Origin of the sequence: Bacillus sp. FSL W7-1582 (assembly GCF_038593325.1) — a bacterium.
Taxonomy (GTDB): domain Bacteria; phylum Bacillota; class Bacilli; order Bacillales; family Bacillaceae; genus Bacillus; species Bacillus altitudinis.
Genome location: NZ_CP151987.1, coordinates 3520108 through 3541628, shown reverse-complemented (window position 1 = coordinate 3541628; position 21521 = coordinate 3520108). Strand labels below are relative to the sequence as shown.

At 41.7% G+C, this 21521-nt stretch carries 23 protein-coding genes and 1 pseudogene; 17 read left to right on the top strand and 7 right to left on the bottom strand.

Annotated features, from left to right (window positions below):
• Position 1: 1 nt before the first annotated feature.
• The 3 genes from NSQ11_RS18305 to NSQ11_RS18295 form a co-directional block, all read right to left on the bottom strand.
• Positions 2-1423 (bottom strand): four-carbon acid sugar kinase family protein, encoded by a 1422-nt coding sequence (locus NSQ11_RS18305; protein WP_057078862.1) that lies wholly within the window; start codon positions 1421-1423, stop codon positions 2-4.
• A gap of 6 nt (positions 1424-1429) precedes the next feature.
• Positions 1430-2323 (bottom strand): 2-hydroxy-3-oxopropionate reductase, encoded by an 894-nt coding sequence (garR, locus tag NSQ11_RS18300; protein ID WP_035389960.1) that lies wholly within the window; start codon positions 2321-2323, stop codon positions 1430-1432.
• A 200-nt stretch (positions 2324-2523) separates the two neighbouring features.
• Positions 2524-3381 (bottom strand): MurR/RpiR family transcriptional regulator, encoded by an 858-nt coding sequence (locus NSQ11_RS18295; RefSeq protein WP_017368342.1) that lies wholly within the window; start codon positions 3379-3381, stop codon positions 2524-2526.
• Between the two features lie 161 nt (positions 3382-3542).
• Between NSQ11_RS18295 and NSQ11_RS18290 the strand changes: the two genes are divergently transcribed.
• On the top strand, positions 3543-4220 hold the full coding sequence (locus tag NSQ11_RS18290) for a DUF3298 and DUF4163 domain-containing protein (RefSeq protein ID WP_008345668.1): 678 nt from the start codon (positions 3543-3545) through the stop codon (positions 4218-4220).
• Between the two features lie 79 nt (positions 4221-4299).
• On the opposite strand, the gene NSQ11_RS18285 is transcribed toward NSQ11_RS18290, so the two are convergent.
• Positions 4300-4479 (bottom strand): hypothetical protein, encoded by a 180-nt coding sequence (locus tag NSQ11_RS18285; protein ID WP_342501366.1) that lies wholly within the window; start codon positions 4477-4479, stop codon positions 4300-4302.
• 288 nt (positions 4480-4767) lie between these two features.
• Positions 4768-6000 carry a peptidase T gene (gene pepT / locus NSQ11_RS18280; RefSeq protein ID WP_025208225.1) on the bottom strand — a complete coding sequence of 411 codons (1233 nt, stop codon included), beginning with the start codon at positions 5998-6000 and terminating at the stop codon, positions 4768-4770.
• Between the two features lie 226 nt (positions 6001-6226).
• On the opposite strand from pepT, the gene NSQ11_RS18275 reads away from it, so the two are divergent.
• The 5 genes from NSQ11_RS18275 to NSQ11_RS18255 all read left to right on the top strand — a co-directional run bounded on the left by NSQ11_RS18275 (position 6227) and on the right by NSQ11_RS18255 (position 9623).
• Positions 6227-6550 carry a WXG100 family type VII secretion target gene (locus NSQ11_RS18275; RefSeq protein ID WP_008345659.1) on the top strand — a complete coding sequence of 108 codons (324 nt, stop codon included), beginning with the start codon at positions 6227-6229 and terminating at the stop codon, positions 6548-6550.
• A gap of 4 nt (positions 6551-6554) precedes the next feature.
• Positions 6555-7751 carry a glycine zipper domain-containing protein gene (locus tag NSQ11_RS18270; RefSeq protein WP_017358662.1) on the top strand — a complete coding sequence of 399 codons (1197 nt, stop codon included), beginning with the start codon at positions 6555-6557 and terminating at the stop codon, positions 7749-7751.
• 12 nt (positions 7752-7763) lie between these two features.
• Positions 7764-8522 carry a hypothetical protein gene (locus NSQ11_RS18265; protein WP_046344781.1) on the top strand — a complete coding sequence of 253 codons (759 nt, stop codon included), beginning with the start codon at positions 7764-7766 and terminating at the stop codon, positions 8520-8522.
• Between the two features lie 21 nt (positions 8523-8543).
• Positions 8544-9062 carry a YfjD family protein gene (locus NSQ11_RS18260; protein ID WP_035389953.1) on the top strand — a complete coding sequence of 173 codons (519 nt, stop codon included), beginning with the start codon at positions 8544-8546 and terminating at the stop codon, positions 9060-9062.
• A gap of 105 nt (positions 9063-9167) precedes the next feature.
• Positions 9168-9623, top strand: coding sequence for a helix-turn-helix transcriptional regulator (locus tag NSQ11_RS18255; protein ID WP_007497964.1), 456 nt, complete (start codon positions 9168-9170; stop codon positions 9621-9623).
• 51 nt (positions 9624-9674) lie between these two features.
• Here the strand turns inward: NSQ11_RS18255 and NSQ11_RS18250 are convergent, their stop codons facing one another.
• Positions 9675-10022, bottom strand: coding sequence for a helix-turn-helix transcriptional regulator (locus tag NSQ11_RS18250; protein WP_008345648.1), 348 nt, complete (start codon positions 10020-10022; stop codon positions 9675-9677).
• 206 nt (positions 10023-10228) lie between these two features.
• Here NSQ11_RS18250 and NSQ11_RS18245 point away from each other — a divergent pair, with 206 nt between their 5' ends.
• The 6 genes from NSQ11_RS18245 to NSQ11_RS18220 all read left to right on the top strand — a co-directional run bounded on the left by NSQ11_RS18245 (position 10229) and on the right by NSQ11_RS18220 (position 15953).
• A complete protein-coding gene (locus tag NSQ11_RS18245) occupies positions 10229-11218 on the top strand; it encodes an asparaginase (protein WP_017358664.1) in 990 nt (329 codons plus the stop codon).
• Positions 11219-11246: 28 nt separating this feature from the next.
• Positions 11247-12668, top strand: a complete 1422-nt coding sequence (aspA, locus tag NSQ11_RS18240) for an aspartate ammonia-lyase (RefSeq protein WP_342501191.1) — start codon at positions 11247-11249, stop codon at positions 12666-12668.
• A 143-nt stretch (positions 12669-12811) separates the two neighbouring features.
• Positions 12812-14218, top strand: coding sequence for a Na+/H+ antiporter NhaC (gene nhaC / locus NSQ11_RS18235; RefSeq protein ID WP_017358666.1), 1407 nt, complete (start codon positions 12812-12814; stop codon positions 14216-14218).
• Positions 14219-14513: 295 nt separating this feature from the next.
• Entirely contained in the window at positions 14514-14939 is a 426-nt protein-coding gene (locus NSQ11_RS18230) for a DUF5082 family protein (RefSeq protein WP_017358667.1), read from the top strand.
• Positions 14940-14976: 37 nt separating this feature from the next.
• Positions 14977-15243 (top strand): YwqI/YxiC family protein, encoded by a 267-nt coding sequence (locus NSQ11_RS18225; protein WP_008345634.1) that lies wholly within the window; start codon positions 14977-14979, stop codon positions 15241-15243.
• A gap of 284 nt (positions 15244-15527) precedes the next feature.
• Positions 15528-15953 carry a DUF5082 family protein gene (locus NSQ11_RS18220; protein ID WP_007497950.1) on the top strand — a complete coding sequence of 142 codons (426 nt, stop codon included), beginning with the start codon at positions 15528-15530 and terminating at the stop codon, positions 15951-15953.
• 47 nt (positions 15954-16000) lie between these two features.
• Here NSQ11_RS18220 and NSQ11_RS18215 read toward each other — a convergent pair whose 3' ends face one another.
• On the bottom strand, positions 16001-16198 hold the full coding sequence (locus NSQ11_RS18215) for a hypothetical protein (protein WP_017358669.1): 198 nt from the start codon (positions 16196-16198) through the stop codon (positions 16001-16003).
• Between the two features lie 137 nt (positions 16199-16335).
• Between NSQ11_RS18215 and NSQ11_RS18210 the strand changes: the two genes are divergently transcribed.
• From NSQ11_RS18210 to NSQ11_RS18190, 5 genes and pseudogenes are all read left to right on the top strand, one after another.
• Entirely contained in the window at positions 16336-18294 is a 1959-nt protein-coding gene (locus NSQ11_RS18210) for a BglG family transcription antiterminator (protein WP_342501190.1), read from the top strand.
• Positions 18295-18383: 89 nt separating this feature from the next.
• Positions 18384-19694, top strand: a complete 1311-nt coding sequence (locus NSQ11_RS18205) for a PTS transporter subunit EIIC (protein WP_025208221.1) — start codon at positions 18384-18386, stop codon at positions 19692-19694.
• A gap of 15 nt (positions 19695-19709) precedes the next feature.
• Positions 19710-19871 (top strand): annotated as a pseudogene (locus NSQ11_RS18200) (mannonate dehydratase); the annotation flags it as partial.
• A 32-nt stretch (positions 19872-19903) separates the two neighbouring features.
• Positions 19904-20086, top strand: coding sequence for a mannonate dehydratase (locus tag NSQ11_RS18195; protein WP_048001174.1), 183 nt, complete (start codon positions 19904-19906; stop codon positions 20084-20086).
• A complete protein-coding gene (locus tag NSQ11_RS18190; protein WP_050826743.1) occupies positions 20083-21516 on the top strand; it encodes a glycoside hydrolase family 1 protein in 1434 nt (477 codons plus the stop codon). The genes NSQ11_RS18195 and NSQ11_RS18190 overlap by 4 nt, the downstream gene beginning before the upstream one ends.
• Positions 21517-21521: the final 5 nt, after the last annotated feature.

The following is a 21521-nucleotide window of genomic DNA, read 5'->3' as shown; positions in this document are numbered from 1 at the left end:
TTTATCCTTCAAGTATGTCTACTGCTTCTTTTAACGTATCCTTTGAGCCAACATTTCCCGGGAAAATCACATAAGACATGAATGGGAATTTACTTTCTTCTCCTGTTTGCCAAACGGGAATACCTGGTCTGATTTGACCTGCGACAGTCGCACGTTTGACGCTGAGTCCTCTTGTTCCAATATCACTTGAGGTGATTCCACCTTTGGCAATAAGGTACTTAGGGCGAATGGAGAGTCGCTGAACAATGCTTGTCACAGCATCACTAATCTGAACAGACAGCTTCAATTCTTCCTCTTGACGATCGTCCCCAAGATCAAGCCGTTCTCTCCTTGTATAAACAGCAACCGATTGCCCGGTTGTTAAAAGCCTTTCAGTTTGTTGAATCACGCGGTCAATTTCCTCTTGAAATGCTTCAGGTTCTAACACGAGGTGTGTATCAAATTCAATAAATGCGATGTCTTCATTTTGATGCAGCGCTCGCAATTGTTCGGTTGTTTTTTTGACATGGGAACCGACCATGATGAGGCCACCGTGCGTGCTTTCTTCCTGTATTAAGTCTTGTCTAGTTAATAGTGCTTGATCCTCAACACCGCCAAGCACTTTTGTGAGAGCTGCCGCACTTCTAAATAGAAAGTGCTGACCTGCTTTGATAGCATCTATGAGGGCAACGACAAAGACTTTGACATCGTCATAGTCCACTGCATTTACAACTACTTTTTGAAAATCCTTCACGGTCATCAGCTGATCCTTGATTTGTTCAATACGTAAAGCCCGGATATCTTCTAAAGAAATATAAGTAGTGTTTTCCTTAGTGAACGATCCGTTTGATTTCTCTTCGATCCATTCTCCGAGGTGAGAAGATTGAAATCCGAATGTACGATCCAATGCAAATTCTGTGTCACCAGCAGGAATTAATTCGTGACCTTCCTGTACGTAGTGAATATTGCCAATCGTAAAGCGGCCGCCTTCTTTAAAAAAGGGAAGAAGAATTTCGCCGTCAAATTGGCGGGAGCTTTGCTGTTCAATGGTCGTTCTGAGAATTTCAGTCTCCAGTGGGAAATGTCCACGCAGGGTGGAATCCCCCCGGCTGACAATGATGAAATCTTGATCAAGCTGTTCAGCCGTTTTCACAATCGTTGATGCGATCATTTCATGAAGAACCGCCGTTTCTTTCTCTGTCATACTGCGAGAGTTGGTTAAGATAAAGAACATACGGCTGTCTTCAAGAAAACCAGCTTCAATGCTTTTCTCTGACCAATCGGTGAAAACAGAGACGCCGTGTACCGTTTGAATGCCTGTTGGGTCATCGTCTAATACAATCACTTTATGGTGAAAATGGTTTAGTGCTTGTTCGTATGCTGATTGAATGCGATCTGAATCCGCTTTCGGAATGGCATTTAGTAACTCAATGCTTTGTTTCATAGAACCTCATCCTTTCTTCACTTCAACATGAGCCATTTTTTCGTAATATTGAACGATTCCGCCGTGATCAAGTCCAGACTTTCCATCCGCTTTGAGGGCGTGGAAGATTTCTAGCAGCTGACTAGAAAGCGGGAGAGGAACGCCGATATCGTGGGCAGTTTCCATGACATTGGTTAAATCCTTTAAGTTGATGTCAATACGTCCGCCAGGCTCAAAGTTTCGTTCTAAAATGAGAGGAACCTTCGCATCGAGTACAGCACTTCCTGCCAGTCCACCTCGGATGGCTTCATACATTTTATCAATCGCAATGCCAGACTTAGCGGCAAGAACGAGTGCCTCGGACATGGCAGCGATATTTAAGTTGACGATGATTTGATTCGCAAGCTTAGCGGTTGTCCCGCTTCCATTTGATCCAACTAATACGACATCTGTGCCCATGGCATAGAGGACATCCTTTACTTGTTCAAATATCTCTTCTTCTCCGCCCGCCATAATCGCAAGTGTCCCGTCTATCGCCTTTGGCTCTCCGCCACTGACAGGAGCATCGATAAATTCGACCTGATGCTGTTTTGCCAGTGCCGCTAATGCTCTAGAAGTAACAGGTGAAATAGAGCTCATATCTATAATAATCGTGCCAGGTTTTGCTGTAGCCAATATGCCTTGTTCACCTGCTACGACTGCTTCTACATGCTCACCTTTTGGAAGCATCGTGATGATGATATCGCTTACAGATGCTGCCTCAGCAGCTGATGCAGCGGCATTTGCACCCACTTCTTTTAATGCTAGAACAGCTTCTGTATGAATATCGAAAACAGTCACAGTATGACCGGCTTTTAATAGATTGAGTGCCATAGGTTTCCCCATAATGCCTAATCCAATGAATCCAATTTGCTTTGCCATTTTGTCCGCCTCCTATTTAGAAACCCCTTACAAAAAGCGCTTTCTTTTCTTTTTGTTAGTATATATACTATCTTTCTAATTTAATAGTAGGAAATAAACTATTTTTCATTTAATGTACATGACGAAATAGGAATGTGTCAACGGAAAATATGAGAAAAGTCACAAAAAAAAGACCGGAAACAGCTCCGGTCTATTGTCGATTATGTTTTATTTTTAGCTACAGCTAATCGAGAACGTTTGACGTTGTCGATCGCATTTGATCCTAATTCTAAAACAGCTGCGACATACAAAACATCAATAATCACAAGCTGATTAATACGAGAAATCATTGAGTCAGAACGATAGGTTGTTTCTCTCGATGAACTGAGCAGATGAAAGTCGGATTTCTTGGCGAGCTCTGATTTCGGATAGCTCGTGATCGAGGCGACCGTTGCACCTTTTTCCTTTGCAAATTGTACGGCATCAAGGATTTCTCTACTTTCCCCTGAATGTGAGATCGCGACGATAAAATCATGTTCTGTTGCATGTGTTGCAATCATATTCATCATATGAGGATCGCTGCATAGACTCACTTCAAAGCCAAGCTGGAGAAACTTATGATAGGCATCTCCGGCAATAAAACTGGAGGCACCTGCTCCAAAGAAGACGGTTTTATGAGCCTGTTTCATTTGCTCAATAAATTGTGTCACAGCTTGGTCTTCTAAAATATGTTTCATATCCTGAATAGAGTTGGTTGTTAACTCTATGACCTTATGTTTAATATCTGCGACACTATCAGATGCTTCGATCTCACCGTATATGGATTGAGGCGTATTGGTCGCAATATCCTGCGCGACATGGACACGAAACACTTGATAGGACTCATAGCCAATTTTTCGCAGAAAACGAAAGATCGTCGTTTCACTTGTGTTGCATTCAGCAGCGAGTGCACTAATCGAATGAAGCACAACTTTCTGAGGGTTTTGTAAAATGTAATTGGCAATCTTTTTCTGGGTAGGGGACAAACTATGAAATGTTGTCCGGATATGACTAAAAATATTCTCTTCTATGATAAACACCACACTTCATCTAACATTCTATATTAAGCATACAGGAACTTATGAAAACGGTAAACAAACCTCACATGAAAAATAAAGAATAATATGGAAGAAAACACTTCTTTTGGTTCTTTTGTCATGGTATACTCAATTGGTAATAGACAAAAATGGGGGTTTTTACTATGACAATGAAAAAAGGCCTAACGATCAGCCTGCTCATTTTTTCGCTGATTGTTTCGTTGTTTGCGCCAGTTGGATCTGCGGATGCCAAACAAGTGAAAAAAGCAAAAGTAAGTACACACTATTATAAAAAGAAAAAAACGTTTAAATATGCACAGGTGAAAAACCTTAGTAAAGCGCATATGAAAACCATCAATCGTGATTTAAAAGAAGATATTGCATTCTCTTATTCTACGTACTTGTTCTTAAAGGACGAAGCGAAAAAGGAAGGCTACGGGAAGGTCACGTATGAGAGAACGTATGAAACGAAATTTAACAATGGTAAGAAACTGAGTATCTTAAACTATGATTACATGTATAACGGTGGAGCGCATGGGGATACGATGGTTACGAGCATGAACTATGTGTTAACAAAGAAAAAAACAAAGCAACTGTACTTTACAGATGTGGTAAAAACAAAGAAAAAGCGTACAAAAGTAAGAGATTATATCTATAACTACACAAAGAAGCATAAAAGTAAATTCTATGCGAATCTGAAAAAAAGCGATATTCAAATCGGCTACGACACGCAGTACTACTTCACGAAAAAGGGAATCGCTGTTGTCTTCCAGCCATATGAAATTTCACCGTACTATGTAGGAATTCCTATGATTCAAGTACCTGCGAAGGTGTATAAATAAACAAGAGAAACGGCCATGAATTTGGTCGTTTTTTTATACATAAAAAGAGCCCCTGGTGATGAGGCTCTTCTTTTTACATTTATATTTGTTTGGGTGCATCGTTTAGTGGGTGACGGCGTTTGCCGTTGTAGTGGCGGCGCATACGAAAGATTTCAAACTCCGAAAGCTCTGCGCTTTTTCGTTTTTGGGTGCGGTTATCTTTTTTGAAAGAGAATAGTAAGTAGCAGCAAAGTGAAGCGATAATCAATAAAATCATCATATGACATTCCTCCAATTCATCCTATTCTTTAAGTGTAGACAGGGTGAGTGATGTTTATAACTGAAAATAGTGAGCAAATAGCGTTTAGTTCTAAAGGTTTATTCTGGCTGCTTTTTTAGGTCTAAAATACTGGTTGTTTTTAACTATTATATTTCCAGTTATTTCACTCGTCAAGAAGAATTTTTCTGGGGTTGTCTCTATTAGTACGATTAAGTGTCATAAAAGTTTCAGAAAATTGTAAACTTTTATTAAAAAACCGTTCCCGAACAGGAACGGTTGTAAACATGTTTATGCTTTTTCTTCAAATAAACGTGCAATTTCCACGATCACTTCTGACGCTTTCAGCATGTTCTCTACAGAGATGAATTCATATTTACCGTGGAAGTTTTCCCCGCCAGTAAAGATGTTTGGCGTTGGAAGTCCTTTATATGAAAGCTGTGAGCCATCTGTACCGCCGCGGATTGGTTCAATGACAGGTGTCACTGAGCGGTTTTCCATGGCTTCATGAGCGATGTCTACGATATGTTTGACTGGCTCAATTTTTTCTCTCATATTGTAATATTGATCCTGAATGCTAAGGGTGATGCTGTTTTCGCCGTAGACCGCTTTTAAGTCGCTTGCGATTTTTTCAAATAGTGCTTTGCGCTTGTTGAATTTCTCTTTATCAAAATCACGAATAATATATTGCAGCTCTGCTTCTTCTACTTCTCCTACAAATCTTGTGAGATGGAAAAAGCCTTCGTATCCTTCTGTGTATTCTGGAGATTCATCTGAAGGAAGTTTGTTGTGAAAGAGCATGCCGATCTTTGCAGCACTGACCATTTTGTCTTTTGCTGTCCCTGGATGGACGTTGTTTCCTTTAATTGATACTTTTGCACCTGCGGCGTTGAAGCTTTCATATTGAAGCTCTCCTAGCGGGCCGCCGTCAATCGTATAAGCATAAGAAGCGCCAAAGGCATCAACATCGAATTTGTGAGGTCCTCTGCCGATCTCTTCATCTGGTGTGAAGGCGACACGAATTTTTCCATGTTTGATTTCTGGATGCTCAATCAGGTAATGCATGGCGGTCATAATTTCTGCGATACCAGCTTTGTTATCTGCACCGAGCAGGGTCGTGCCATCAGTCGTGATGAGCGTATGTCCTTGGTATTTTTGTAAATTTGGAAACTGTGCTGGAGATAATACGATATGTAGATCTTCGTTTAACGTGATGTCCCCGCCTTGATAGTTCTCGTGAATCTGCGGTTTCACGTTCTTGCCAGTGAAGTCAGTGGCTGTGTCGATATGAGCCAGGAAGCCAATGGTTGGCACTTCTTTGTCTGTGTTAGATGGGATCGTGCCCATGACATAACCGTTTTCATCCATTGTCACTTCTTGAATGCCGATGGATTTCATCTCTTCAACTAGCTGCCTTGCTAGGTTCAGCTGTCCTTCAGTGGATGGGCAGCTCTCTATGTCTGCATCAGACTGTGTATCCACTTTTACATAACTTGTGAATCGCTGGATCATTTCCTCTTTCATCGATACGTCACTCCTTTTGTAGAATATGTTCATTTTATCATGTCTTGAATGCGCTTCATAACAAGAAAGGCTTTCTCTGACAATTAGAGAGGAAAAAGACCTACTTTTATTTTGCGATGTGCTGAATGGTTCTTTAGGGTGATTTTTTTGGGTGTCTTTTTATTTATAATGAGGACATATAAAATCATCCATTTGTACGTTAATTTGGGAGAAAGGGGTGCGAAAGTTGGATTCTAGTCAAACACTTGCACTCGCTCAAAAGTTCCAAGAAGCCGCTGATGGCATTCGGCAGTCGAAGCAGCTACTTGAGAATCGGCTGAAGGCAGTTGGATCAGGCTGGCAAGGGGAAGCAAGAGATAAATTTGATCAAAGCTTTGAGGAAACAGTGACACGCTATGATCAATTTGAAAAGGACTTGCTTGAAACAAGTCAGGAACTGCGGGATGCTGCTGTCAAAATCGAGGAACGTAAAGCTGAAATCGCCAGAATGGAAGAGCTTGAGCGAAAAAGGCGAGAAGAACGGAGAGAAAGAAACCGAGAAGGGAGATGATGTGATGGCGCGTGACATTGTAGTAGATCCAGATCAGCTGACAGGGCTGGCGAATGATTTTGTAGGAGAGCTTTCGGCCATCGAAACAAAGCACCACGATTTACATAGTGAACTGGATGGCCTCATCCTAGGCTGTGATCCCCGTTATCGAAGCTGTTTTTCTGGAGTAGGAGATGCGTGGGGTTCTGGACAAGCCTTAATGAGCAAATTGAGCAGTGACGACATTGCTATTCGTCATGCAACGGATAAAATGGTCGAAGCTGATGATATTTTAAGGAAAATGTACAGTTTGTATGATCAATATGGTACACTCACGAGCTTAGCTGGTATTGTGATGATGCAGGCGAAATACTATGGGCTTGGCATGACAACCTTTATCAAAGAAAATGGCCGCTATGCTGCGCAACATTCAAAGCTCCTTCTTGATGTGACCGGACGGGTAGAAGGAACGAGATTTGACCGGCTGGCAAGGATTTGGCTGAGCAAAAAAGAATTATTAAAACGATCGAATTGGTCGATGGCTGACCTGGTCCATAAGAAATTTACGAAATTTTATCCTAGCGATACAGTTGCGTTCACGAACAGTGTACGTGATTTCACAAAAGGAAGTATCAATTGGAAGGACACAGCTGGCATCAAGTCTGTTCTGAAAAATGGTGCAAGGTTTGCGAAAGGAAATGCCATCATTGCAACGGTCGTCACGGGTGCAACAGAAACGGTTGGCTGCGGTCTGAAAATTGCGGAGAACTATGCGGAATTTGGGGATCAGCCAGAAGTTCTCAAGCGTGAAAATGCAAAGGCTGTTGGAAATGCAGTGAATAATACGGTCTTTATTGCAGGCGGATCTGTTGCAGGTGCCGTTGTGGGCGGCGCTCTTGGAAGCTTTGCAGGACCGATTGGAACAGTGGTTGGCGGTGCGATAGGATCAGCAGTAGGTGGCTTTATTGGTGAAAAAGTCGCCAAGCTTACTTCTGGTTTTGCAGAACAGGTCGCAGTGAAATTAAAAGACCCAATTCATGCGGTTGTCGATAAAGGAAAAAAAGCATTTGAACTGGCAGGTCAAGGTGTTAAAGCAGTCAATGACACCATTGATCAAGCAAATCAGGTGATACATAAAGGAATAGAAAAAACAAAAGAAACCGCAGATTCGCTGTTGAAAGGTGCAGGTGATTTCTTGAAGGGCGCATTTTCTTTTGGATAAGGAGAGATCAAGTTGGATCAGCTAAGTCTAAGTATCGAGGAACTCATCTTTAGTTTTTACAGTGAAGGCTATTTTGAGCAAGGGATGTCTTTAAAGGAAGCCTATTATCCAGATGTAGAGGATGAACGTCTTGGATTTTTATTTGAAATTGCATGCCGCTCTTTGCTGGCAAAAGACGTGCTGGAATTTCGAAATAGACAATACCGTTATAAAGAAGAATACCGGCATTTCATTCAAGCCATGAATGATGCATCACATACCGTGAAAGCTTCAAGGTTTGGTGCATTAGATGAAGAGGTCAGTACGTCCTTTCATACGACTCAGGCAGGTGTGTATTCACACCATACGCTTTATGATCAACAAGTGCATCAGATTCACAAACTAAAAGACGATCAGCAGACTGTGGAGCAAGTGACAACCTTTTTGAACATACACATGAGTGAACACCTCACACCAGTCATCAATTTGCAGGCGGAAGAATTTGAACTGCTGTTAGAACAAGCCAGTCAAGGGAATGAGGATTGCCCTTCTTTTCTAAATAAAGCAGAGAACCAAGAGCTTGTGCGGGCATTTGCTTCTGATGTAAGGGTTAGAAAAGGAAAAATGGATTCTTTGATGAAGGTCACTTATGATAAAAATAATACGCCGGATGTAGAGTCTATGATATTTGTTATTCCGGGGCAGAAGCATTCTTGGCTAGTGTCGGGCATGAAGGAAAATGAATTTCGGATAGAAACGGCTCATAGAGACGGATTACGTTCTATATTCTAATGGAGAAAAGGAGAATGACGCTTGAATCCAAGTGAAGTAATAGAAGTGAGGAGCAGACCCTTTCTAAGAGTATGGGCATTCTTAGCAACGGGCGGATTTGGCATCATCGGTATTTGGTTATTTTCAGAAGCTCTTACATTTGAATCGAATTATACGTTGTTTTTATTTTTAGGCGGATTATTAGGCATTGTCTATGGGTGGATCTCTTTTTTGATGATTCTTCCGGCTTTTACGAAGAAGGGAAATGTGATTTTTCGCATTCAGCGTGGAGAGAATGGTGCTGTTTTATACCGGCAACAAACAATCCCTTTTCAAGACATTCAATCTATAGATATGCGCAGGCATCGTTACAGTATCAGGGGATTTCTGTTCATGGATGTGCTCATTCGGAAAATGGATGGGAAATTGATCAAGATTCCGGCGTACAGTATTTTAGATGAAGAAGTATTTGAGCAAACGGTGAAACAAAACATTTATCCATATTTACATGAGACTGCCCAAGAAAATTGGAAACAGCAGCATGGTCATGGTGAAAAGTAGAATCAATAGATGTTTTCGCCATCATTCCATGAGGTGAGACGCCACTTTTTTTAAGAAATCGTGTATGATGTCAGTAAAGACTGAACAATCAAGAGGTGATGAGAGATGGACAAAGAAATGGTAATCGACCTCGTCACAGAACAAATGGCACGAATTCGAAAAGAAAAAAACTATACACAGGACCGCATGGCTGAGGTGCTTGGGCTATCCAAACGGCATTTGCAGCAGGTAGAAAAGAATCGTCTTCGCCTCAACTGGACGCAATCTGCGGCCGTATGTGCATTATTCAGGGATAGTGACATTTTAAAAGGGACACTTGGGGATGATCCGCTTGAGATTTTGGAAGTCGTCGCACACGATGAATTGCATTTATCTGTTGAACGTACGATTGGCGGAAAGGTTTGGTGGCGGACGTCTGTGAAAAAAGGTACGTTTCGTCTTCAGCAGAATGTACTAAGCCAGCATTACCGCATCTTAGATGATGAGAATTATCGCTATTATAGTTCCTTTAATAAAGAAGAAGCGAAGCGGCGGTTAGAGGAATTAAGTGAGCTGTCGTAAGCAGAAAAAGAGAGGTACCTCTATGACAGGGACCTCTCTTTTTTGTGTTGTTTATACTTTCAGAGTGTTTTTCGCCCGAATAAAGGCAACAAGCTGTTTAATTTCTTCATCTGTTAGTGGAACGCCGTCTACATGGATGGTTCCTTCTTTTGCTTCCGTCAGTTCAACTTTGATATCAGAGATTTTGCGTTGTATCTCTGGCTCGTCCGTTCTACCAAGTAAAAAATCAATGGACGTATCATACAAATCAGCCAGCAGTTTCACTGCTTCAAGCGAAGGTCGTCGGTACCCAGATTCGTAACCGGCATAGGTGCTTTTGGCGATACCTAGGCGATCTGCCGTATGCTGGAGAGACCATTTTTTCTTTTTTCTAAGGGTGGTTAAACGATCGAGTATCATACATGAACGCTCCTTTATATACAACAACAGTATATCATATTTTGACAAAGAGTGTACGCGTTATGCGTAATAATTTCTTGATTAATTCGCGTTATGTGACTATAATGGCAATGAAGGTACGCGTAAAGCGTATATTATAGAATAGCACAAGCTGGCTTATAATATGTGTGACAAACGAAGTAATTTTACTGAAAGAGGTGGACCTGTTGAAGAAATTATTGCTTTTAACCACTGGTGGGACGATTGCATCTGTAGAGAGTGAAAATGGTTTAGCTCCAGGTGTTAAAGCTGAGGACCTTTTAAGCTATTTAAACGAAATTAATGCAGACTACACAATGGACACAAAGTCCCTAATGAGTATAGATAGTACCAATATGCAGCCTGAATACTGGGTTGATATCGCAACAGCCATTTATGAAAATTATGATCAATATGACGGATTTGTCGTCACGCATGGTACGGACACAATGGCCTATACATCAGCAGCACTATCGTATATGCTGCAAAATCCTGATAAGCCAATTGTCATTACAGGGTCACAAATTCCAATTACGTTTAAGAAAACAGATGCGAAGAAAAACATTACAGATGCGATTCGTTTTGCATGTGACGGTGTTGGCGGCGTATACGTCGTATTTGATGGCAGAGTCATTCAAGGAACTCGCGCAATCAAACTAAGAACGAAAAGCTACGATGCATTTGAAAGTATTAACTACCCATATATTGCATCGATTGAAAATCATCAAATTGAATACAATAGCAAAGTAAAAAGATCATCAATGAAACCGCTTAAATTAGATGCATCCTTGAACACAGACGTTTGTTTATTAAAACTGCATCCAGGACTGAAGCCTGAGTTTTTAGATTCAATCAAAGGTTTGTACAAAGGGGTCGTCATTGAAAGCTACGGCAGCGGCGGAATTCCTTTCGAAGGAAGAAACCTTTTAGAAAAAATCAACGAATTGCTGGAAGAAGGCATTTCTGTTGTGATCACCACTCAGTGTCTCGAAGAAGGAGAAGACATGAGTGTGTATGAAGTAGGACGTAAAATCAATCAAGAACTGGTTGCTCGTTCAAGAAACATGAACACAGAAGCCATCGTGCCAAAGCTCATGTGGGCATTAGGTAAAACAACAGATCCACGAGAAGTGAAAAAGATTATGGAAACGCCAATCGCAGAAGATTTAGTGATTTAACTATTCTATAGAAAGCAGGTCATACGAGATGGTTCAAGCAACTTATCGTTACGAGAAGGATTTTCTAGGTGAAAAAGAAATTCCCGCAGGCGTGTATTATGGTGTTCAAACGCTTCGTGCAAAAGAGAATTTTCCGATTACAGGATATCGCATGCATGAGGAACTCATTCGAGCATTTGCCATTGTCAAAAAAGCAGCAGCTCAAGCCAACATGGAAGTCGGACGTTTATATGAAGGAATTGGAAATGCGATCGTTCAAGCTTCAGATGAAGTCATTGAAGGCAAATTCCATGAATATTTCATCGTAGACCCGATTCAAGGCGGCGCAGGAACGTCTATGAATATGAATGCCAATGAGGTCATTGGAAACAGAGCCCTCGAGATCATGGGACATCAAAAGGGCGAATACATTCATTTAAGTCCAAACACACATGTGAACATGTCACAATCGACAAATGATTCGTTCCCAACGGCGATCCATATTGCAGTGCTCAAGCAGTTAGACATTTTACTTGAGACGATGCAGGCCATGCATGACGTATTTCGAAAGAAAGCAAAAGAATTCGATCATGTGATCAAAATGGGGCGTACTCATTTACAAGATGCTGTTCCGATCCGTTTAGGACAAGAGTTTGAAGCATACAGCCGTGTGCTCAGTCGTGATATTAAACGAATCAACCAATCAAAACAGCATTTATATGAAGTGAATATGGGTGCGACCGCTGTTGGAACAGGCCTCAATGCAGATCCTCGCTACATCGAAATCGTAGTGAAAAAGCTTGCTGATATTTCTGGACTGCCATTAGTAGGCGCAGAGCACCTCGTCGATGCGACGCAAAATACAGATGCATACACAGAAGTATCTGCTGCCTTAAAAGTATGCATGATGAACATGTCTAAAATTGCGAATGACCTTCGCTTAATGGCATCTGGCCCACGTGCAGGTCTTGCTGAGATTGCATTGCCAGCCCGTCAGCCGGGATCATCCATTATGCCTGGAAAAGTCAATCCAGTCATGGCAGAGCTCATTAACCAAATCGCATTCCAGGTCATTGGGAACGACCACACCATCTGTCTTGCTTCTGAAGCAGGCCAGCTTGAGTTAAATGTGATGGAGCCTGTTCTGGTCTTTAACTTGCTTCAATCTATTAGTATAATGAATAACGGATTCCGCTCATTCACAGATCACTGTTTAGCGGACATCGAAGCAAATGAAAAACGTTTGAAAGAATATGTCGAAAAAAGTGCAGGTGTCATTACAGCGGTAAATCCTCACTTAGGCTATGAAGCTGCGGCTAGAATCGCAAGAGAAGCCATTTTAACAGGACAATCGATCAGAGATCTTTGCCTGCAAAATGATGTGTTAACAGAAGAAGAACTTGATATTATTTTGAATCCTTACGAGATGACAAAGCCTGGTATTGCGGGTGCAGAGCTCCTGGAGCGATAATAATATCAAAAATTTTATTTTATTAATATGTGGAATTGCCTGTGAAATAGAGAAAAACAGGCAATTCACTTTCTTTCGAATTGACACACTTTTTTCACAATATTTTGAAAACGCTTAACGCACGCACAAAGGGAGGAAACAAAATGAAAACACCACGTCTACCGTCTATTTTAGAAGTCGTGTCTGTACTTGGCTTATTTTTAGCAATTGTTTTATCATTCACTCTTTACTTCAAATTAGATATTCAGCTAGCATTGTTCATCTCATGGTTTATGGTTATTGCTTTAGGAATTCGTTTAGGGCATTCGTACAAAGACCTTCAAAATGCGATCACAAAAGGGATATCAAATGGATTAGAGGCTGTTTTAATCTTAATTGCAGTAGGTGCACTTGTTGGTACATGGATTGCTGGCGGTGTTGTACCCACGTTAATTTATTACGGACTGGAATTTATTCATCCTAATATCTTCTTATTAGCTACACTGATTATCTGTTCTATTATGTCTGTTGCTACTGGTACGTCTTGGGGTACAGTTGGAACGGCAGGTATTGCGATGATTGCGATTGGTGAAGGATTGGGTATCCCATTACCGATCGTAGCTGGGGCTGTTTTATCTGGCGCTTATTTTGGTGATAAATTATCTCCTCTATCTGATAGTACTGTGCTCGCTTCCTCTCTTTCAAAAGTGGACGTGCTGGCGCATGTAAGAGCCATGATGGTTTTATCCATACCGGCCTTTGTTATTACGGCTATTATGTTTACAATTACTGGATTTATGTATGGTGGAAGAAATATTGATCAAGATAAAGTAGAGTTTTTGAAACAAGCATTGCAGGATACATTCACGATTAATATTTGGATGATCATTCCGGCAGTCATTGTTGTCCTATTACTTGTATTGAAAAAACCGTCAATGCCTGTTATCGCAATTGGTGCACTGCTTGGGGCAGTCTGGGCGATGGCATTCCAAGGAATGAACCCAGCTGATGCGCTTGGTACAGCTTATAACGGCTTCTCTATTAATTCAGATGTAGATTTCTTAAATACACTGTTGAACCGTGGCGGTATTGTCAATATGTTAGGATCTCTAGTGGTCATTATTCTTGGACTTGGTTTTGGTGGAGTTCTTGAATACTTAGGCGTGTTAAAAGTGATCGTCGCAACATTCGAGAAAAAATTGCACAATGCAGGAAATGTGACACTGTCTACACTTGTAGTAGCATTCTTTGCGAATATCTTTGGTTGTGCAATGTATGTCTCATTAATTCTTACACCAAAAATCATGGAAAAAAGCTATGACAAATTAAAATTAGACAGACGTGTGTTATCTAGAAACTCTGAGGTTGGTGGAACACTTACGTCTGGTATGGTTCCATGGTCAGATAACGGAATTTACATGGCAGGGATTCTAGGCGTCTCGACATTCTCTTATTTACCATTTATGTGGCTGAGCTTTGTTGCCATTGGTCTTGCCATCATCTACGGATATACAGGGAAATTCATTTGGTACGTGAAAAATCAACAAGACTCAGAAGAATCGGCATCATAAGCCACTGCAAAAGCCGCCCCTCCCCCGGGCGGCTTTTGTTTGTCCTAGGACCGTAAGACTATGTGTGTTTCCAGAAGGGTGGTTGTGTATTTTGACCCCCTATAAAAGAGGGCTTAAGGTGTGGTGTGAAGCAGATTGAAAGCATATTTATACCATAAAAAGGGCACAAATCCCTATTCAAACATGAGTCTTTGAACCTTATAATAACAATATTGGAAAAAGTGCGATTCACCATTACGCTCGTTTAGAGGGACTCTAAGCAGCGTTTTTATTTTTGACAGGAGGAGGAACCCATATGAGCTTATCGGATATGCTGTCTGCCCTTAACGGTGGCATTTCAAATAAAAAGGCAGAGATCGAAGAGAAAATTGCTCGACTCAAAAAGGCAAAAAGTAAGATTGAACGTGAACAAGATGCCGCAGAAACAGACCTAAAACAAATCAAGCAGCCAAAGCTTGGGGCCTCTTGGAAAGGTGAGCGGAGCCAAGATTTCAAATCAGAACGAAATGAAGCGCATGATGCGTTGCAAACGATCGTAAGCGATAAATATCCACGCTACGTGAGCCGAATCGAATTCAAAATCAGTACACTAGAAGCAGAGCAGGCTGCCTTATCCTTTGCCAGCTCTTTAGCTGGAGATGCCGCACGTTTGGCTGAAAAAGGAGAAGACGCAGTAGAAGACGCAAAACGCTTGATCTCAAAAGCATGGAGCAGCTTGTAAGCGAGCTTCATGCTGAACCAATCTGGAGGATATCATAATGGGACAAATTAAGTTAAACTACCAAACAGTGATGGATAAACTAGATGAAGTCTCCCAAGCAGTTGAAGCTTTAACAATGAAAAAAGCAGCAGATAAAGCTGGTGAAAACAGCCTTGAATTTGTAACCAAATGGACGGCACGTGAAGCAGAGGTGGGCGAAATGGTCTCAAGCTTTAAAGAAGCCTTAATCAAAAACGTTCAGGATACACGCTCAAATGTGAAGACGCTAAAAGAACAGGATGAAGCGATTGCGGCAAAATCATAAGCCCCAATCGTTTTATTGATAGCGTAGCTGAGTGCGATGTAAAATATAGTCGTAAAGACTCATATATAATTCGGGATTTATGACCTTAGATTATTCCGTTTTTCTTCCAAACACCATGTTAAAAGGACACCTTTTCCCTATTTAAGCCTAAGGCTTTTCACCTTATACTATACTTAATGAAAGCGAACGATAGAAATGTCAGGACTGGAAAAAGCAGATGATCTGCCCGGTTTCAAAAACGCTGACGCCGTGCTTTCTTATGAGGTCTAATAGAGGTGGATGACATGAGTTTATCCGAGATGCTGCACCATCTGCATATGGGGATTGAAAACAAACGTGCAGAATTTGACGAAATGATCTCTCGGTTAAAGACAGCCAAAAGTAATATTCGAACAGAACAAGATCTTGCGCAGTCTGACATAAAGGAAATCAAGAAGCCTGCTCTAGATTCGTCATGGAAAGGTGAGAGAGGAACGGACTTTCACCGTCATCGGAAAGAAGCCTATCACGTGCTGCACGACATTGTGAACAATGAGTATGAAACCTATATTACGGAGATAGACCAAAAAATTATGCACTTTGAGTTAAAAAAAATGGAACTCGCTGTCGCTAGTAATTTTGCAGGAAGAGCCCAAGATGTGATGGAAAAAGGCGAGGATTTTGCAAAGGATGTCAAACATTTAATTGAACGGGGCTGGAAAGCTCTTTAATAAAATAAACGAAACAGCCGGCTGAACAAGCGGCTGTTTTTTTTGGTTTAGTCACATCCGCCGCTACCACCTGAATCACCACCGCAGGAGGCATCAGAAGCGTGATGTGTATACGAATCAGTATAGTTACTGGTTGTTGAACTGTGATGTGCAGAATGCTTAGAAGATGAACGCTTATCTTTTGGTGTAAACATGTGGGCGGTAATGGCGCCTAAAGAAGCTAGTATGATGATGATAACAAACATGATGTATCCCTCCTCTTGTTTCATATTCATACGTTTGAGCCATAACAAAGTTCCCGGTCGGAAAGAAAAACTGGGCAAAGAGTTCTATTTTCGTTTATGATGATAGGCAAAAGTAATTGACCAAGGGAGGGGAGTCTATGTTATCTCTACGTCAGGAGGAGCTGTTGAGGCGGTTAATGCAGGCAGAGCAGGAGCTGACAGGTGAAGAAATTGCACGCCTGATAGGCGTCACATCACGAACAGTTCGAACAGATATGAAAGCGCTTAAATCAATATTAGAAGTACATGGGGCAACACTTCATATGAAACGTGGAGCAGGGTATACATTGACTGTCGAAGATTATGGAGCATTTCGTACTTTTTTGAAAAACTCAATGAGAGAAAGAAATGAAAAAAAGAATCAAGTTATTCCAAATCAGCCGGAGGATCGTATCTCTTATTTATTGAGAAGGCTTTTATTGTCCGAAGACTATATGAAATTAGATGAATTGGCCGAGGAATTATTTGTGAGTGAATCTACTGTGAAAAATGACCTGAAAGCAGTCAAGCATCTATTTTCTTTACATGGACTTTCTGTTGCACACCGACCTAAATATGGACTGAGGCTGAGTGGAGATGAAATGAAATTAAGGTATTGTCTAGCTGAGCATGTGTTTCAGCAAGAGCATCCGAACCCTGCCCTTTTACCTGAAGAAACGTATCAATTGATTCAAGATATGGTGCGTTCACGTACAAAGGCAAGCGGCCTTCATGTCTCAGAGATCGGTTTAAGCAACTTAGTGACACATATCGCCATTGCGTGCAAACGAATTGAAGAGAAAAAATTGGTGATGATGCCGGAAGGAGAACTCAAAGATATTCAAACACAGCCCGCTTTTCAAGTGGCGAGGCAAATGGCAGAAGATATGCGTCACGTACTCGGTATAGATTTTCCATTATCTGAAATGGCCTATATTGCGATTCATTTAATGGGGGCAAAAATGATGGCGTATGGAGAAACGGGACACACGCTATTTCACATGCTTGATGAAGAGCATTTCCGTTTAACTCATCAATTACTTGGTTATGTCGAAGAGCACATGTCACTTGATATTCAGACAGACAAGGAATTGATTGTGGGACTAAGTCTTCACCTGAGATCAGCGATTCATCGGTTCCGATATGATATGAACATCCGTAACCCCTATTTATCAGACATAAAAAGGCATTATCCGATTGCTTTTGAAGCAGGTGTCTATATGGGAAGATGGCTGAAGGAAAAAGAGAATGTAGAGATTCATGAAGATGAAATCGGATATTTGGCGCTGCATATTGGTGCTGCCATAGAGCGGACAAAAACTCAGACTGTGAGAAAAAAATGCTTGATTGTGTGCGCAACGGGTGTCGCGAGCAGTCAGCTTCTTCTCCATAAGCTGAAGGCCGCCTTTAGCGAAAGGCTAGAGATTGCTGGTACTGCAAGTGTCAGTGACCTTTTGTCGTATGACTTGAGAAGTATCGATTTGATCATTAGTACCATCCCGCTTCAGAACACACTACCTGTGCCAGTGATTGATGTACATACGATCCTCAGTGAAGACGATATGTCGAGGCTGAAACGATTTGTGCAGGGGTCACAAGAAATGGGTGTCTTGCGATATATCAGTCCGAAGATGACTTTTTTTCAGCAAGATCTACAAACAAGGGAAGAGGTGCTTCAATTTTTCGTGACTGTATTGCAGGAACAAAACCGAATCCCGGATGATTTTGAACAGCTATTGTTGGAAAGAGAGGAAGTGTCGCCTACGTCGTTCGGTCATTTGGTCGCGATCCCTCACCCAATCAAACCGGCAACAGATGATACGTTTTGTGCGATCTGTACGTTGAGGAAACCAGTGCTGTGGGGCGACGATCGGGTACAGGTCGTCTGTTTGTTAAGTATACAGAAGACGTATCAGAAAGAATTGCAGTCACTTTATCAATTTCTTGTGCGTTTGACAGAGCAGAAGGAAGTGGTGGAGCAAATCATCAAAGCTGCTTCATTTGAAGAACTGACAGCGGCGCTGCACGTGTTGGAACAGCCAGATGAAAAAAAAGGACACCCATTTCCGCATCTGTGAGGAAAAAGATTGGATGTTAATGAAAGCGCTTTTAAAATAACATCAAAAAGGAGGATGATCACGAGTTTTTGTAAAGGGGGAGACGGATCATGAGCTTTAAAGAGAGAGCGGCCGACGTCATGGGACATGTCGCTTATCGTATTACAAATCAGAAGTATATTATGGCGATTAAGCAAGCATTTGTCACATTAATGCCAATCATCATTACGGGGGCATTTGCTGTACTGGTCGCAAATATGATCATGAGCCCGGAAACGGGGCTTGCCCATTTTGAGATATTCAGGTTTTTAGCAGAGCTTCAGCCAATTATGAAGGCAATCAATTATGCCACGCTGAACTTTTTAACGATCGGGGCTGTGTTCCTCATCGGGATTGAGCTCGGGAAAATCAATGGACATAAATCATTGTTCCCAGGATTAATGGCATTGATTTCATTTATATCCGTTATTCCGACGACACTTCTTCTTGAAGTCGATGGATCGATGCGTGAGGTTGTCGATGTGCTGGCGAGGCAATTCTCCGATCCAAAAAGCTTATTTTTGGGTATGATCATTGCCATCGTCTCTGTAGAGATCTTTTGTAAGCTTACCGAGGTGAAGTGGCTGCAAATTAAGATGCCAGATTCTGTTCCATCAAATGTGGCGACGTCTTTTTCTTCACTTTTCCCATCAATTATTACGATTACAATCATTAGTTCATTCGGGTTTGCGTTTCATCGTGTGACAGGCATTTATTTGCATGAAGCGGTGTATAACGTCGTGCAGCGTCCGCTTGAAAGTGTTGTGCAGGGACTGCCTGGTATTTTAACGTTAATGTTTGTGGCTCAATTTTTCTGGGTGATCGGTATTCATGGCAACCAAATGATTAAACCGATTCGCGAGCCGCTGTTATTAGGATCAATTGCAGTGAATATGACAGCATTTCAAGAGGGCAAAGAGATTCCAAATATTATCACGATGCCATTTTGGGATGTGTATATGAGCATTGGTGGTTCGGGTGTGACGATTGGTCTGTTGATCGCCATTTTTATAGCAGGAAGAAGAGAAGAGATGCGGAGCATTGCCAAGCTTTCATCAGGACCTGGACTGTTTAACATCAATGAACCAGTTATTTTCGGATTACCTGTCATGTTGAACCCTGTGATGGCAATTCCGTTTATCGTTACACCACTCGTGACAGGTACGATTGGTTATATCGCAACCGCTACAGGTTTTGCGGGGAAAGCGGTGGTGATGGTGCCGTGGACGACACCTCCGATTGTGAATGCTTGGCTGTCTACCGCTGGCAGTATGGGGGCTGTCATCACACAGCTTATCTGTATTGTTGTCGCTGTTTTCATCTATTTACCTTTTGTCCTCTTATCCAACCGGAAGCCAGAATCAGCACCTGATTCAGAATAGAAGGAGGGCTCATGAATGAACATGCAATTTAGATGGTATGGCAAAGAAGATCCTGTCTCCCTTTCATATATTCGGCAAATTCCCGGCATGAAAGGGATTGTCAGTGCAGTCTATGATGTGCCGGCTGGTGATCTGTGGCCGGAGGAAAGTATTGCTCATTTAAAAGCGGAAATCGAACGTCACGATCTTGCTTTTGAATGGGAGCGATTGTGAACGTATTGTTTAAGGAAGGATTTGCTGGCTATGTCCGGCCAGATCATGGACGAATGATCTTTGGTGAGACGGGCAGACCTGGCTATGGATTATACGACCGGGCACTTGGAGCTATGTATTTACAAGGGATGTGGGAAGGACTTCAAATTCACACGAAGAAAGGTCAGGTGGCAACATGAACAAAATCGACATACCCAATGACTTTATTCTAGGTGCTGCGGCTTCTGCTTGGCAGACAGAGGGTTGGAAAGGGAAGAAACCGCATCAGGATTCGTATATAGACCTTTGGTATAAGGAGGGGTATCACGTATGGCACGAAGGATACGGACCAGCGGGAGCAACGAATTTTTACGAGCGCTATCCTGAAGATGTAGCCCTTATGAAGGAAATTGGGTTATCTCATTACCGGACATCGATCAATTGGTCGAGGTTTCTCATAGATTACGAGAATGGAATTGTAGATGAGGCCTATGCTCGTTATATTGATGATTTCATCAATGAATTACTTGAAGCAGGTGTAGAGCCGATGTTTTGCTTAGAGCATTATGAGCTTCCTGCCGTTTTACTTGAAAAGTACGGCGGCTGGTCATCTAAACATGTTGTCGATCTGTTTGTTCTCTATGCAGAAAAGGTGTTTGAACGCTATGGAGACCGGGTCAAACATTGGTTTACCTTTAATGAACCAATTGTTGTTCAGACTCGTGTGTATCTAGATGCTATTCGTTATCCTTTCGAGCAAAATACGAAGAAGTGGATGCAGTGGAACTATCATAAAGCCTTGGCGACAGCAAAAGTGGTGAAGCTGTTTCAGGAAATGGGCTTGAAGGAATCAGCCGGTGCAAAAATCGGGGTCATTCTCAATCCAGAAGTGACGTATGCGAGATCGACTGCGTCACATGATCAAGAAGCTGCCCGCATGTATGATTTGTTTTTTAATCGAGTGTTCTTAGATCCCTCCATTAAAGGCGAGTATCCAGAAGAACTGCTTGATGTATTGAAAAAGCATGACATTCTTTTCGATGCAACGGAAGAAGAGCTTCAGATCATTAAAGATCATACAGTCGATGTGGTCGGTCTTAATTTATACTATCCGCATCGCGTTAAGGCACCTAGCAAGGCTTGGAACGAAAATACACCGTTTCATCCATCTTATTATTACGATCTATTTGAGCTCCCAGGGAGAAAAATGAATCCATTCAGAGGTTGGGAAATCTATCCGAATATTGTCTATGATATGGGTATGAGAATAAAAGAGGAATACGGGAATATCGAGTGGTTTGTGGCTGAAAACGGTATGGGGGTCGAGCAGGAAGAACGGTTTAAAAACGAAGACGGCATCATTGATGATCAGTACCGAATTTCATTTATCAGTCAGCATTTGAAAAAAGCCCTTCAAGCGAAAAAAGAAGGTTCAAACTGCAAGGGATATATGCTGTGGGCTTTTACGGATAATGTCTCACCGATGAATGCATTCAAGAATCGCTACGGATTAGTAGAGATCCAGCTGGAGAATGAACGGAATCGTCAGATGAAAGCGTCAGGATACTGGTACAAGACATTAATCCAAACGAGGAAATTAAGGGATGAACCAGATTTTATTTATCAATAGGAGTG

Excerpts from the sequence above, each read along its gene's own strand:
- NSQ11_RS18305 (WP_057078862.1), bottom strand. The coding sequence starts at position 1,423 with ATGAAACAAAGCATTGAGTTACTAAATGCCATTCCGAAAGCGGATTCA.
- garR (WP_035389960.1), bottom strand. The coding sequence starts at position 2,323 with ATGGCAAAGCAAATTGGATTCATTGGATTAGGCATTATGGGGAAACCT.
- NSQ11_RS18290 (WP_008345668.1), top strand. The coding sequence starts at position 3,543 with ATGACAATGAAAAAAGGCCTAACGATCAGCCTGCTCATTTTTTCGCTG.
- NSQ11_RS18285 (WP_342501366.1), bottom strand. The coding sequence starts at position 4,479 with ATGATGATTTTATTGATTATCGCTTCACTTTGCTGCTACTTACTATTC.
- pepT (WP_025208225.1), bottom strand. The coding sequence starts at position 6,000 with ATGAAAGAGGAAATGATCCAGCGATTCACAAGTTATGTAAAAGTGGAT.
- NSQ11_RS18270 (WP_017358662.1), top strand. The coding sequence starts at position 6,555 with ATGGCGCGTGACATTGTAGTAGATCCAGATCAGCTGACAGGGCTGGCG.
- NSQ11_RS18255 (WP_007497964.1), top strand. The coding sequence starts at position 9,168 with ATGGACAAAGAAATGGTAATCGACCTCGTCACAGAACAAATGGCACGA.
- NSQ11_RS18250 (WP_008345648.1), bottom strand. The coding sequence starts at position 10,022 with ATGATACTCGATCGTTTAACCACCCTTAGAAAAAAGAAAAAATGGTCT.
- aspA (WP_342501191.1), top strand. The coding sequence starts at position 11,247 with ATGGTTCAAGCAACTTATCGTTACGAGAAGGATTTTCTAGGTGAAAAA.
- nhaC (WP_017358666.1), top strand. The coding sequence starts at position 12,812 with ATGAAAACACCACGTCTACCGTCTATTTTAGAAGTCGTGTCTGTACTT.
- NSQ11_RS18230 (WP_017358667.1), top strand. The coding sequence starts at position 14,514 with ATGAGCTTATCGGATATGCTGTCTGCCCTTAACGGTGGCATTTCAAAT.
- NSQ11_RS18225 (WP_008345634.1), top strand. The coding sequence starts at position 14,977 with ATGGGACAAATTAAGTTAAACTACCAAACAGTGATGGATAAACTAGAT.
- NSQ11_RS18220 (WP_007497950.1), top strand. The coding sequence starts at position 15,528 with ATGAGTTTATCCGAGATGCTGCACCATCTGCATATGGGGATTGAAAAC.
- NSQ11_RS18215 (WP_017358669.1), bottom strand. The coding sequence starts at position 16,198 with ATGTTTGTTATCATCATCATACTAGCTTCTTTAGGCGCCATTACCGCC.
- NSQ11_RS18210 (WP_342501190.1), top strand. The coding sequence starts at position 16,336 with ATGTTATCTCTACGTCAGGAGGAGCTGTTGAGGCGGTTAATGCAGGCA.
- NSQ11_RS18205 (WP_025208221.1), top strand. The coding sequence starts at position 18,384 with ATGAGCTTTAAAGAGAGAGCGGCCGACGTCATGGGACATGTCGCTTAT.
- NSQ11_RS18190 (WP_050826743.1), top strand. The coding sequence starts at position 20,083 with ATGAACAAAATCGACATACCCAATGACTTTATTCTAGGTGCTGCGGCT.